The 13912-nt window shown below is 46.8% G+C and carries 12 protein-coding genes and 1 pseudogene; 12 read left to right on the top strand and 1 reads right to left on the bottom strand.

What is annotated here, in order from left to right; genetic code table 11:
* The first annotated feature begins 143 nt into the window (after positions 1-143).
* From J7E26_RS04395 to J7E26_RS04370, 6 genes and pseudogenes are all read left to right on the top strand, one after another.
* Positions 144-1658 carry a class I adenylate-forming enzyme family protein gene (locus tag J7E26_RS04395; RefSeq protein WP_214801694.1) on the top strand — a complete coding sequence of 505 codons (1515 nt, stop codon included), beginning with the start codon at positions 144-146 and terminating at the stop codon, positions 1656-1658.
* Positions 1659-1808: 150 nt separating this feature from the next.
* A complete protein-coding gene (locus J7E26_RS04390) occupies positions 1809-2669 on the top strand; it encodes an SDR family oxidoreductase (protein ID WP_214801691.1) in 861 nt (286 codons plus the stop codon).
* 12 nt (positions 2670-2681) lie between these two features.
* A complete protein-coding gene (locus J7E26_RS04385) occupies positions 2682-3185 on the top strand; it encodes a D-lyxose/D-mannose family sugar isomerase (protein ID WP_214801688.1) in 504 nt (167 codons plus the stop codon).
* 87 nt (positions 3186-3272) lie between these two features.
* Positions 3273-3896 (top strand): annotated as a pseudogene (locus tag J7E26_RS04380) (GNAT family N-acetyltransferase).
* 6 nt (positions 3897-3902) lie between these two features.
* A complete protein-coding gene (locus J7E26_RS04375; RefSeq protein WP_214801681.1) occupies positions 3903-4325 on the top strand; it encodes a pyridoxamine 5'-phosphate oxidase family protein in 423 nt (140 codons plus the stop codon).
* Between the two features lie 494 nt (positions 4326-4819).
* Positions 4820-5629, top strand: a complete 810-nt coding sequence (locus J7E26_RS04370; protein ID WP_214801678.1) for a lipid II flippase Amj — start codon at positions 4820-4822, stop codon at positions 5627-5629.
* A 40-nt stretch (positions 5630-5669) separates the two neighbouring features.
* On the opposite strand, the gene J7E26_RS04365 is transcribed toward J7E26_RS04370, so the two are convergent.
* Positions 5670-5960, bottom strand: coding sequence for a DUF3817 domain-containing protein (locus J7E26_RS04365; protein ID WP_214801675.1), 291 nt, complete (start codon positions 5958-5960; stop codon positions 5670-5672).
* A 172-nt stretch (positions 5961-6132) separates the two neighbouring features.
* On the opposite strand from J7E26_RS04365, the gene lrpC reads away from it, so the two are divergent.
* The 6 genes from lrpC to J7E26_RS04335 all read left to right on the top strand — a co-directional run bounded on the left by lrpC (position 6133) and on the right by J7E26_RS04335 (position 13908).
* On the top strand, positions 6133-6567 hold the full coding sequence (gene lrpC / locus J7E26_RS04360; RefSeq protein WP_061528972.1) for a transcriptional regulator LrpC: 435 nt from the start codon (positions 6133-6135) through the stop codon (positions 6565-6567).
* A gap of 63 nt (positions 6568-6630) precedes the next feature.
* Positions 6631-8814, top strand: a complete 2184-nt coding sequence (locus J7E26_RS04355; RefSeq protein WP_214801672.1) for a DNA topoisomerase III — start codon at positions 6631-6633, stop codon at positions 8812-8814.
* A 204-nt stretch (positions 8815-9018) separates the two neighbouring features.
* Positions 9019-10104, top strand: coding sequence for a lipoprotein YdaJ (locus tag J7E26_RS04350; protein WP_214801669.1), 1086 nt, complete (start codon positions 9019-9021; stop codon positions 10102-10104).
* Positions 10085-10936 (top strand): diguanylate cyclase domain-containing protein, encoded by an 852-nt coding sequence (locus J7E26_RS04345; protein WP_214801666.1) that lies wholly within the window; start codon positions 10085-10087, stop codon positions 10934-10936. The genes J7E26_RS04350 and J7E26_RS04345 overlap by 20 nt, the downstream gene beginning before the upstream one ends.
* Positions 10926-12653 carry a DUF2334 domain-containing protein gene (locus J7E26_RS04340; RefSeq protein WP_214801663.1) on the top strand — a complete coding sequence of 576 codons (1728 nt, stop codon included), beginning with the start codon at positions 10926-10928 and terminating at the stop codon, positions 12651-12653. The genes J7E26_RS04345 and J7E26_RS04340 overlap by 11 nt, the downstream gene beginning before the upstream one ends.
* Entirely contained in the window at positions 12646-13908 is a 1263-nt protein-coding gene (locus J7E26_RS04335; RefSeq protein ID WP_214801660.1) for a glycosyltransferase family 2 protein, read from the top strand. Before J7E26_RS04340 ends, J7E26_RS04335 begins: the two co-directional genes overlap by 8 nt.
* Positions 13909-13912: the final 4 nt, after the last annotated feature.

Below are 13912 nucleotides of genomic sequence, written 5' to 3'. Positions count from 1 at the left end.
ACGGGACTATTATACCATTCTGAGGTGGAATAGTTCTAAAACAAAATTGTTTTACAAGTTATCTTTTTTGGTTTAAAATGGGTTGCGTGAAGAAGAAAATCTGACAGAGTTTTATGGGATTTATCAGTATGGGAGATGAAAATATGAAGACATTACAGCATCTGATTCTGCATGACATTCCAAATAGCGAAGAGATAGAAGCTGTAAAAAGCGGTGCGCATACCCTGAATTACGCAGAATATCGCAAACGAATCAACCAGCTTGCACAAGCGCTTCTAGATAAAGGCATACAAAAAGGCGACCGGGTGGCATTGCTTTGTAAAAACGGCCGCGCATCATCCATCATCATGTTTGCGGCGCTTGAAGTCGGCGCGGCAGTTGTGCCGGTCAGCTGGCAGTTAACACCTTATGAAATGAAAGGCATCTTATCAGCCTGTGAACCGAAAGCCATTTTTTACGGCACAGAATTCAAAGACATCATGAAAGAGGTGCTTCCTGCGCTTACATCATCGCTGCATCTGACGGTGGTGACGGGAACGGCTGAGGAAACAACGCCTGAATTTGACGCTTTGTTTACCAGCTCCGGCGAAACGCCTGATGTTGAAATGGTGTCTGAAAACGATACGGCATTGCTGATGTTTACGTCCGGCACAACAGGCAATCCGAAACGCTGCATGGTCACCCACGGCGGCATTTATAACTACGTGAAGTCCACGTTGGCGGGCAGCGTACGAATGCAGCACGTTCGTTTCTTAGCTTGTCATCCGAATTACCATACAAGCGCGATCATCTGTCAGATGGTCGGAACGGTGACCGGGACGACGTTTATCATGACGGACACTCAAGACCCTGTTGAAAACTTAAAGCTTATTGAAAAAGAAAAAATTCAAACTGTTATGGCGCTGCCGGTCTATTACACATACCTGCTCAAAGAATGGGAAAAGCACCAAACTGATTTGTCTTCAATTGTTTATATGCTGACAGGCGGCACCAAAGTGCCAAGCAGTCTCATCCAGCAGTATTACGATATCGGCATTCCGCTCATGCACGCCTACGGAAGCACCGAAGCATGGGGCATCAGCTCATGGAATCCGCAAATGGGCATGGATAAAGCGGCCTCTGCAGGAAAACCGATGGAGGAAGTCGATGTGCGGATTGAAGATCCGGAGACAGGCGAAGTGCTGCCTCAGGGCTCAATCGGAGAAGTTGTCGTTACAAGCCCGTTTTTATTCAAAGGCTATGAAGACAACGAAGAAGCGACACAAAAAGTATTAAAGGATGGCTGGTTCCGCACAGGAGACTCCGGCTATGTGGATGAGGATGGATTTATCTATATCACCGGACGTTATAAGGACGTCATCATCTACGGCGGAGACAATATTTATCCTGACCAGATTGAAGAGGTTATCCAGCAAGTTCCGGGTATTCTTGAAACGGCTGTAGTCGGTATCCCTGATCCGCTTTACGGCGAAAAACCGAAAGCATTCATCGTGACAAACGGCAGTGAAGATCTGACAGAAGAAGAGGTTACCCGTTACTGTCAAGAACGGCTTGCTGCCTTCAAAATTCCGGAAATCGAGTTTGTCAGCGAACTTCCGAAAAACAATCTCGGCAAAGTGAAAAAAGACGTATTGCGCAAACAAGCGGTGCGTTCATAAGAAAAACCCGGCATCCCGCCGGGTTTTTTTATGCGTTCCATGTGAAACATTTTTCTCCAAAAACGTTTTCGAACTGTTCTTTCATGTTTAATCCGCAAATGCGCGAGGTAGACAAGAAATATGCCAGCGAACAAAAAGGAGGAACATGACATGGGAAACTATCCGAAAGAATTTCCTGCGGAAACACAGAACCGCCAGCCCGGAATCGAGAGCGAAATGAATCCGGCACCTGTATATGAGGACAAAGAATATAAAGGCGCAGATAAATTAAAAGGGAAAACTGCCCTTATCACCGGCGGAGACAGCGGCATCGGCCGCGCCGTGGCAGTGGCTTACGCTAAAGAAGGCGCAAATATCGCCATCGTCTATTTTGATGAACACGGAGATGCGGAAGATACAAAAAAACGTGTTGAACAAGAAGGCGTGAAGTGTCTGCTGATCTCTGGCGACGTCGGCGAGGAGGAGTTTTGCAATGAAGCGGTTGAAAAAACGGTGAATGAATTCGGGCGTCTCGACATTCTCGTAAATAATGCCGCAGAACAGCACCCGCAAGAAAGCATTAAGGACATTACAAGCGAGCAGCTTCACAGAACCTTTCAGACAAACTTTTACTCGCAATTTTATTTGACTAAAAAAGCAATTGACTATATGAAGCCGGGCAGCTCTATTATCAATACGACCTCAATTAATCCGTACAGAGGCAACCCGCAGCTGATTGACTATACAGCAACAAAAGGCGCAATTAACGGGTTTACAAGATCAATGGCCCAAGCGCTTGTCAAGGACGGAATCCGTGTCAACGCCGTAGCGCCGGGGCCGATCTGGACACCTCTTATTCCGTCCACATTCTCAGGAGAATCAGTCGCTTCCTTCGGCCAAGATACGCCGATGGGGCGCGCCGGCCAGCCTGTCGAGCATGTCGGCTGCTATGTGCTGCTTGCTTCTGATGAATCTTCCTACATGACAGGGCAAACGCTGCACGTCAACGGCGGCGGCTTTGTGACCACATAAGGGGGCGAGAGCATGGGGACCTCAAGACGTGACGTTAATGCGTATTTTCAAAAAGCGGGAATCGTTCTGACTGATGATGAAATCGAGGACATTCAGATAATGGATTACGGCTTAGGCAAGCTTCAAGAAACGGGGCTCCAGCTGTTTATTTACGTCAATACCGATCGGTACTGCTCTAAAGAATTGGTGCTGTTTCCGGGCCAGACGTGCCCGGAACACCGCCATCCGCCCGTTAACGGCGAAAAGGGGAAACAAGAAACCTTCCGCTGCCGGTGGGGCAAGGTGTATCTTTATGTGGAAGGGGAAGAAACGGAACATCCGAAAGTTCTCCCGCCCGAAGAAGATCGGGAATATTACACCGTCTGGCATGAGATTGTGCTGGAGCCGGGCGGACAATACACCATTCCGCCAAATACGAAACATTGGTTCCAAGCGGGAACAAAAGGAGCGGTCGTTACCGAAATGTCTTCGACAAGCACCGATGACCATGATATATTTACCGATCCGCGTATTTAAGGATGGAGCTTATAAGCTCCATCTTTTTTATGTGGAAAAAAATGAAATAAGAAGTATAATGGCTAATAAAGGAAAGAAGGTGCGGCTATGTTTTCTTATCAAATAGATGAGAATCTCACCATCAGACTGCTCACACAGGAAGATACGAACGAATTATACACGGTGATTAAGCGAAACCAAAAACATCTCAGCGAATGGCTCAGCTGGGCTGAAGAGCTGGCTGATATCGACACATACCGCAATATACTCATACCGGAATGGCGTTATAAATATGCAGAACAAAAAGGATTTGATGCAGGTATTTTTTTAAAAGGCCGTTTTTGCGGCATGATCAGTATGCACAATCTGGATACAGCCAACCATAAAGCGGAAATCGGCTATTGGCTTGATCAAAATGATGAAGGAAGAGGCATTATTACTGCCTGCTGCCGAGCTGTCATTGCCCATGCTTTTTGTGATCTCGGGCTGAACCGCATCATGATCTGTACTGCTGAGAAAAACGCCAAAAGCAGAGCCATTCCGGAACGCCTCGGGTTCAGAGGGAGGGCTTGACGAGAGAAGGCATTTTTGTGCAAGGCACATATCATGATTCAGTCAACTACAGCATGCTGAAGCGGGAGTGGAATACGGATAAATAAAAAGAGCACACTTCTTGGTTTAATTGTCTTCCCGTTGTGGAAAAGTAAAAGCGGAGACGTTAAAAAGGAGTGATTCTTCATGAATCAGGATGAAATTAAACAAAAAGTGCTGGAAGTGCTGGATCATCATAAAATCGGTTCGCTTGCTACCGTAGAGCAAGGTAAGCCGCATTCCCGTTATATGACATTTTTCCATGACGGCTTAACGATTTACACGCCGACAAGCAAGGAAACACATAAGGCGGAAGAAATTGAAAACAACCCGAATGTCCATATTCTGTTAGGCTATGACTGTGAAGGCTTCGGCGATGCTTATGTGGAGGTTGCCGGAACAGCTAAGCTCAACAATTCAGAGGAATTGAAAGATAAGCTTTGGAGTTCAAAATTGGAGCGCTGGTTCGACGGAAAAGACGATCCGAACTTGGTGATTCTTGAAATTAAGCCGCAGCAGATCAAGCTGATGAACGCCGGTGAAACTGCGCCGGCCGAGCTGAAGATTTAACAGATTTGATCATTCAGGGGCAGTCTGTTATAATTAACCACTAGGTACCAAACATGCAAATAAAAAAGAAAGTAAACTTCTTTTTTCTGTTTTATAAAGAAGCTTCAGGCTTCAATGTACAGCTTGAAAAAAGCTGAGCTTATTCTTTTCCTTCTGGACATTCGCCCCTAACGAAGAGATGGAAAAAAGACTTTTTGTTTTACAATTCACACCGGCGCGGCTTCGGAGCCGCAGTGACGATTGAGAGGTAGGGCTTTCGTTGTCTTGTGTTCAAGAAATTCCATGGTGTTTACTTTCGAACGATGATTCTGTCGGAACAATCAATAATGAATCTGCCCCGCGGGCTAAGGCGGGAAATATAATCTTTATTTGCTTAGAAAAGAATAAGACAAACCGCACCGGCCAAGCCGGGCGGTTTTTTATTTTTACATATCCGAAACTTCGTCCGCTTTTAGAGAGTCTAATCAGTATGAAGAAGCTGGAGGAAAAAGAAATTGCACGTTTTCACATCACAAGTACTGTTCATTTTTTGCTTTCTGCTGTTAATTCACTCTATTGAAACGCTTGCCTACGCCACGAGGCTTTCAGGCGCAAGAGTCGGATTTATCGCATCCGCTCTATCCTTATTTAATGTCATGGTCATCGTATCGCGCATGTCAAACATGGTGCAGCAGCCGTTTACCGGGCATTTAGTTGATGCCGCAGGGACAAATGCGCTGTCTGTCGTGGGCGCGCAGTTTCGGTTCTTAATATTCGGATCAACCGTCGGAACGCTGCTCGGCATCTGCCTGCTCCCGACATTCGTCGCCTTATTTTCACGGGCGATTATTCATTTGGCGGACGGCGGCGGGTCCGTGATGCAGGTATTCAAAAAAGGATTATCGCTGAATGGGCTGAAGCATGCCCGATCCTATATCAGAATGCCGTCTGTTTCCTATTTAAAAGGCCTTCAATTCCGGATGATCCCGAAACGCCTGTTTGTCATTAATATGGTCATTACATCGATTTACACGATCGGGGTTCTGTCTGCACTGTATGCCGGCCTTCTGGCGCCGGAGCACAGCACGACGGCCGTCATGGCATCCGGCTTAGTCAACGGGATTGCGACCATGCTTTTGGCCGTGTTTGTTGATCCGAAAGTATCCGTCCTCGCCGATGATGTGGCGAAGGGCAAACGAAGCTATGTCCATTTAAAGTGGACATCCTTGACAATGGTGACATCAAGGGTGGCGGGCACGCTGCTTGCCCAGCTCGTCTTCATTCCCGGCGCTTATTATATTGCCTGGGTGACACAATGGATGTAACGGGTGCAAAAAAGCTCCTCTATGAAAAGAGGAGCTTTTTTTATTTATAGTTTCTCAGGCCGCGGTCATAAAAAAAGTTGCCGAACGGAATGAAAGCCGCGATAAACCCGGCGGCTGACCATTTGAACGGCCATTTGACAGAAAACGCCGCATAAGCCAGCACAAACAAATATACAATAAACAATCCGCCATGAATGGAGCCGGCAATGGTGACGGCGAGCGGATGATGTGCCCAATATTTGAGCGGCATCGCAATAAACAAAAGCACTAAAAGCGACATGCCTTCGATAAATCCCATCGTGCGAAGCCTGCCGATTGGCGTTTGAAGCATAAAACAACCTCCTTACGGACATCTATTTCTCTATACTATAAGCGAGGGGCCGTCCAAATATGACGGTTTTGCCATCATTTTCGAAAAACCGTCATATTTTAAGCAGCTGCTCTTGTCATTTTACTTATTTCTCCTGATAATAAAGCCAAAAGGGTAAGGAAGGACTACGGTCATGAAACTGGATAATATTGATCTGAGCATCATTAAGGAGCTCCAAAGAGACAGCCGTCTGTCCATGAGAGAGCTCGGCAGAAAAATTAAGCTGTCAGCGCCGTCCGTAACCGAACGGGTCAGGCAGCTTGAATCTTTCGGCGTCATTAAACGTTATACATTGGAAATTGATCAAAAGAAAATCGGGCTTCCTGTATCTTGTATTGTAGAAGCGACAGTGAAAAACGGAAAATATGATCAGTTTAAAACCTACATTCAATCCATTCCCAATATCGAATTTTGCTTCCGCGTTGCCGGAGCGGCGTGTTATATGCTGAAAATCAATGCGGACAGTCTGGAAGCGATCGAACAATTTATCAACCGCACCTCTCCGTATGCCCAAACCGTCACCCATGTCATTTTCTCAGAAATTGACACGAAAAACGTCCTCGATTAGAGAGAGCGTGAGGAAGTCTGTTATAATAACAGGATGATTGTGAAAGAAAGAGAAGTGAAAAGCATGTCAAAAACAGTTGTATTAGCTGAAAAACCTTCAGTCGGACGGGACTTGGCCCGCGTTCTGAAGTGTCATAAAAAAGGAAACGGATATCTTGAAGGCGACCGCTACATCGTCACATGGGCGCTCGGGCATTTGGTGACGCTTGCTGACCCTGAAGGATACGGCAAAGAATATCAATCATGGCGGCTTGAAGATCTGCCGATTATTCCGGAGCCTCTGAAGCTCGTTGTCATTAAAAAAACAGGGAAGCAGTTCAATGCGGTCAAAGCCCAGCTTGCCCGAAAAGACGTAAGCCAGATCGTCATCGCGACAGATGCAGGACGGGAAGGGGAGCTTGTCGCCCGCTGGATTATCGAAAAGGCGCATGTTCATAAACCGATCAAACGGCTGTGGATTTCCTCGGTGACTGATAAAGCGATCAAAGAAGGGTTTCAAAAGCTCCGCAGCGGCAAAGAGTACGAAAACCTGTACCAATCCGCCGTCGCCAGAGCGGAAGCGGATTGGATTGTCGGAATCAATGCGACCCGCGCACTGACAACAAAATTTAACGCGCAGCTGTCATGCGGACGTGTCCAGACGCCGACTCTGGCCATGATCGCGAAACGGGAAGCGGATATTCAGGCGTTTACGCCCGTCCCTTATTACGGGCTTCGCGCGGCAGCCGATCATATGACGCTGACGTGGCAGGATAAGAAAACAAAGCAGACAAGAACGTTCGACCAAGCGGTGACAAGCCGTTTGGCAAAAGAGCTTCAAGGAAAACAGGCTGTCATTTCAGAATTGAAGAAAACAGCGAAAAAAAGCTTCGCTCCCGGTCTTTACGATTTAACGGAATTACAGCGTGACGCTCACAAGCGCTTCGGCTTTTCAGCGAAAGAAACGCTGTCCGTTCTGCAAAAGCTGTATGAGCAGCATAAGCTTGTCACATACCCGCGGACGGATTCCAGATTTCTTTCCGCTGACATCGTGCCGACATTAAAGGACCGTTTGAACGGCATGGAGGTCAAACCTTACGCCCAATACGTCAATCAGATTTTAAAACGCGGCGTTAAAGCGCATAAAGGATATGTCAATGATGCCAGGGTATCGGATCACCATGCCATCATTCCGACAGAGGAACCGCTAATTCTCTCAAGTCTCAGTGATAAGGAACGCAAGCTTTACGATCTGATTGCCAAACGTTTTCTCGCTGTCTTAATGCCGGCGTTTGAATATGAAGAAACCAAGGTGATTGCCGACATCGGCGGAGAAACGTTTACCGCAAAAGGCAAAACCGTTCAGTCTCCGGGCTGGAAAGCCGTCTATGATATGTATGAGGAAGACGATGACCATGAGGACGACAAGGACCAGACGCTCCCGTCTCTTCAGCAGGGACAGCGCCTTTCTGTCACCTCGCTGAAAGAAACAAGCGGACAGACGAAACCGCCGGCGCGTTTTAATGAAGGAACGCTATTATCCGCGATGGAGAACCCGAGCGCTTTTATGCAGGGAGAAGAGAAAAACCTTGTCAAAACGCTGGGCGAAACCGGAGGACTCGGCACAGTCGCCACCCGCGCCGATATTATTGAAAAACTGTTCAACAGCTTTTTAATTGAGAAAAAAGAAAAAGATATTTTCATCACGTCAAAAGGAAAGCAGCTCTTACAGCTCGTTCCTGAAGATTTAAAATCACCGGCTTTGACTGCCGAGTGGGAACAAAAGCTCTCCGCCATCGCAGCGGGCAAATTGAAATCCGCGGTCTTTATTAAAGACATGAAATCATACGCGGGTCAAACGGTGAAAGAAATCAAAAACAGCAGCCAAACCTTCAGGCATGATAACATTTCCGGAACCGCCTGCCCTGAGTGCGGAAAAATGATGCTGAAGGTCAACGGCAAACGCGGCACGATGCTCGTGTGCCAAGACCGGGAATGCGGGAGCCGGAAAACGCTGGCCAGAAAAACAAACGCCCGCTGCCCGAACTGCCATAAAAAAATGGAGCTCCGCGGCCAGGGCGAAGGCCAAACCTTCGCATGTGTATGCGGCCACCGCGAAAAATTGTCCGTCTTTGAAAAACGCAAGGCGAAAGATAAGGGCGCACGCGCCTCGAAGCGAGACGTTTCATCTTATATGAAAAAACAAAACGATGAACCGATTAACAACGCACTGGCAGAGCAGCTGAAAAAGCTGGGTCTTGATAAATAAAGCAAGAGGAAGGCAGCATTTATATAAATGCTGCCTTTTGTTGTGCTTTTCTCTGTCATTCCTCTCATTTTTCAGAGTACATCCCATTTTTACCAATATGAAAAAAGTGCTAGTAATCTGGGAACCTTTCTTATATAGTAGAAATACTTTGTGAAAAAATGAGATTTTGGTATAAAAAGGTGATCGGAAATAGGGGGATTGGCTGTGAAACAATTCGGTTTGTGTGTCATTTTACTTTTCATTTCCATTGGGGTGACGGCGGGCTGCGCAGAGGCCGGCACATATAAACAGACGGCTCTTGAACCGTCGGGACCGCTTCAGCCGGCAGAGCACTTTATCTATCATAAGCTGATGAACGGCGAGGGGATGATAAAGACGAATGTATCCGATGACCCGTTATATTTATCTGAATCACTCGGATTATGGATGGAATTTTTGCTCGGCAGGAAGGATGAAGAGCATTTTCAAGCCCAATATCGGCTGTTAATCGATACATTTCTAACCAAAAACGGGCTCGTGACGTGGAAGATTGAGAAAAATAAAGCCGGCGGCACGAATGCTTTAACCGACGATTTCAGAATTATGGTATGTCTGAACCAAGCCGCCTCTCTATGGGGAAACAGCGAATACGGTCAAACGGCCCAGCAAATCGGAGAATCTCTGAAAAAATACAATACGAACGGCGGATATTTTGCGGACTGTTATGATGCCGATTCCGGCTCGGCTTCAAAGACCGTTACGTTATCATATGTACATCCGGAGGCGTTACAGGTTCTGAAGGAAAAGGGAATCATTGATGAAAAAACGGAAGAGCAGAACCTGAACGTTCTCTATCTTGCGCCTCTGGAAAATGGTTTTCTGCCGAAATCGTACAATACCGAAACAAAGGAATACAAATACGACAGCGAAGTGAATGTCATTGACCAGCTGTACGCCGCCGTGAATCTGAAACGGGGGGATGACAAGGCCGCCGTTTTGTCAAAATGGATTACACAGGAATTCAAGTCAAACGGAAAGCTGTACGGACGGTACAGTGCAGACACGAAAGAGCCGTCGGTTCAATACGAATCACCATCGGTTTATGCCCTGGCTATTCTTTTCTTATTAGAGCAAAAAGGAGATCCGGCTGTCATCAAATCGTTTTATGAAAGAATGACTTCATTTGAAACGCTGGACCCGCTGAAACCTGATTATGGAGGATATATGAGCGGCGGGGATACCCACTCTTTTGATAACCTGCTGCCGCTTTTGGCTGAAAGGAAATTGTTTAATGAAAATATCATTCAATGAATCACAAAAACTATGCAGTTATACAGCTGTTTTAATAGCGGCACTGGCCTTCTTTATTTATTATGTGCCGCAGCAGCAATCAGAAGGGCTCCTCATCACAAGCATGACATTGGTTGTGATCGGAGCCGGAATATGGTTCGGGACGATCTATGCGCTCGTCATCACCTTGATCATTTTATTTGTTCTCGGCAGTCTGCTGCTTTGGTTTCAAACCGGCAGCATTGTGCTGTTTGCTCCGGCTGAAGGATTTCAAATGCTTGTCATCTGGGGTGCGGCGCTTTTGCTGTTTTCCTATATGTCAGGCAGAATTCACGACTTGGCGAAAGGCCTGCAGCGCTCAGTGAAGCGGCTGCGGAAAGAGATGACAAGCTTTGTAGCGGTAGACAGAGTCACGGGTTTTGACAACCAGAAGCGAATGAAGCTGGAGCTTTCTGAAGAAATGAAACGGGCGGAGCGCTACGGCAATTCCTTCGTCTTTCTGCTTTTGCACATGCATTATTTCAAGGAATTTAAATCCCTCTACGGAGAAAAAGAGACCGATCGGCTGCTGGCGTTTATCAGCCGCCAAATCAGATCAAGCGTACGGGAAACCGACAAAAAGTTCCGGCCGTCTGACGAACGGTTCGGAATCGTGCTGACTCATACACCGGAAGAAAACATGCCGGCCGTTCTGGCGAAGCTGAAAAAAGAATTGGATACGTACCGGCTTCAAAACGGAAAATACGTATCCATTACCTTCCGCGTATGCTATCTGCCGTACCGAAAGGATTTGAAAACGGCGGAGCAATTTTTAAATGAACTGGAAAACGAGATGATGATGAATGAACTATAAATGGATACGTCTCTTTTTGGCCGCGCTGCTTATATTCGCGGCGGCATATGTTCCCCGCACGGCGGAAGCAAAAAACAGGGATGACGGAATTCTCATCATCTATACAAGCTTGGATGGCAAAGAAACCGCTAATGGCAAAATGCTTGATTTGCTCGCCGGCCATTTCTCATCTTCTGTCACCGTTAAAAGCGATCATGACCTCACAGACGCCGATCTCAAAGGAAAAAGCCGCGTCATTTATTACGGAGAAACGAAAAAAAGGCTGAGCCGGCAGTTTGTTTCTCTCATCAGCAAGATGCCGCAGCAGCTCGTCAGCATCGGTTACAATGCGGAGCAGTTCCGCCAATTTGCGGGCTTATCGTTAACAGAAAAAGAAAATGTATATCGCATTTACAGTAATGAGGAAAAAACAGACCTCTCACTGCAAAAAGGAGCGGATGTGTCCGGCGTATCGGGAATAAAGGGAAAAGCCCTCTATACGTACCGATCCAGTGACGGCAAAACACACCCTTTTATGTGGAAAACGGACAGCTCAAACTATTACTTCGGCCATACGAATCTATTAAACGATTCTCTCCTTACGGCGAAAGAACTGAGAAAAGTGTTTGGAGAATCGCCGGGGAGCACGCTTCTCTATTTGCGGCTTGAAGACATCAGCCCGATGTCAGATGAAAAATTGCTTTACAAAGCGGGCGCCTATCTGCATAAAAGAAACATCCCGTTTATCATGGCCGTTATTCCGGTATATCTGAATCCGGAAAACGGAGAAAAGGTATACCTGTCTGACAAGCCGAGAATGGTGAACGTGTTGAAGAAACTGCAAAAAATGGGCGGCAGCATCATTATTCACGGATATACACATGCATACCGCTACAGCGAAACGGGAGAAGGCTTTGAATTTTGGGACGCCAAGGCCGATCAGCCGATCACCTCGGAAAATGCGGATGATCCACCCGTGAAGCTCGAAAAGGAGCAGGACTTTCCGAATGGAAAATATTACCAAACGTACGCCGAGCCTTTCCGGGAAAAAGAAAACATCTATACGAGGACAAAGCTTGAACAGGCGATTGACGATTTAACACAGCTGGGCCTTTATCCGCTATCCTTCGAAGCCCCGCACTACACAATGTCCGAAGAAGGCTACAGCATCGCGTCCTCTTATTTCTCAAGCGTATTCGGCCAAGTGCAGCTCAGCGGCACAACATGGAAAACCTCGGGTACGCCGCCATTTGTCTCAAAGCCCGAAATGCTGCACGGGATGACGCTTTATCCTGAAACGATCGGCTTTGTCAACGCGTCGAAAGAAAATCCCTTCGGAGACATGGAAAATAAAATCTCTCAAATGATTGACTTTGAAGGCGGAGTTGCGGGAGGGTTTTATCACCCGTATCTCGGCATGAAATACTTGCCTGAGCTCATCAATCAAATGGAGCGCATCCCTAATGGCGAATGGCTCGATTTGAAGAAAACGAAGCAAACGGTAACGTCTGACAGCGTTGAGATCAAAACGAACGGGGACGGAACCATTCACGTGCAAAACAAGATTCATCCTGTATGGGCATTTTTCGGGCATCATCAGCAGACGCCGCTGGAAAAAGCGCTGTGGATTCTCTCTGGCGTGGTGTTTTTGTTCGTCGTTATGTTTGCCGGTTATACTCTCTATTTGCGCGCCACATTAAAAAAACGAATCTTTAAGGAGAGAAGAAGCCTTGAGTAACATTCTGTTTTTTATCTCACTAAGCTTAATATGGGTGATGCTTCTCTATCACATGTTTCTGATGCAGGGCGGTTTCAGGCATTATATGACCTTCGAGCGGAACATTCCGAAATGGCGCGGGAATATGGGAGAGCTTCCGAAGGTCAGCGTTCTGATTCCGGCGCATAATGAGGAGGTCGTCATCAGGCAGACGCTGAAGGCGATGGTAAATTTGTATTATCCGAAAGACCGGCTGGAGATTATCGTCGTCAATGATAACTCATCCGACCGGACGGGGGAGATTGTCAGCGAATTTTCCCGGCAATATGACTTCATTAAAATGGTTATCACAAAGCCGCCCCATGCCGGAAAAGGCAAATCCTCGGCGCTGAATTCAGGTTTTGCCGAAGCGAACGGCGAGGTCATCTGCGTATATGACGCGGACAACACCCCCGAAAAAATGGCGGTCTATTACTTGGTTCTCGGACTGATGAATGACGAGAAGGCGGGGGCTGTTGTCGGGAAATTCCGTGTCATTAACGCGGCAAAAACGCTGCTGACGAAATTTATCAACATTGAAACGATCTGTTTTCAATGGATGGCGCAGGGCGGCAGGTGGAAGTGGTTCAAAATCGCTACTATCCCGGGAACAAACTTCGCCATTCGCAGAAGCATTATTGAACAGCTCGGAGGATGGGATGAGAAGGCGCTGGCAGAGGATACCGAGCTGACCATCCGCGTCTATAATCTCGGCTATCATATCCGCTTTTTCCCGGCGGCGGTGACGTGGGAGCAGGAGCCTGAGACGTGGAAGGTCTGGTGGCGCCAGCGGACAAGGTGGGCGCGCGGCAACCAATACGTCGTCCTCAAGTTTTTATCCCAATTTTTCAAGCTGAAACGCAAACGGATTATCTTTGATTTATTTTATTTCTTTTTTACGTACTTTCTGTTTTTCTTCGGCGTGATTATGTCAAACACGATCTTTGTCATCAATCTGTTTTATGATCTGCATTTATCAGTCGGATTTTTGGCCATGATTTTGTGGATACTAGCCTTTTTCCTGTTTATGACCGAGGTTATGATCACATTAAGCATCGAAAAAACAGAAATGAACAAACAAAACTTCTTTATCGTGTTTCTGATGTACTTTACATACTCTCAGGCTTGGATCGTGCTTGTGATTTACTCGTTATTTACAGAAATCAAGCACCGATTATTCAAGCAGGAAGTCAAGTGGTACAAAACGGAGCGATACAATCAAAATAAAAGCGGGTGACCTT

Origin of the sequence: Bacillus sp. ISL-51, assembly GCF_018613535.1 — a bacterium.
In the GTDB taxonomy this organism is placed as follows: Bacteria; Bacillota; Bacilli; order Bacillales; family Bacillaceae; genus Bacillus.
Note: the sequence above shows the minus strand (reverse complement) of the source record. Positions and strands in the feature narration are given on the sequence as shown.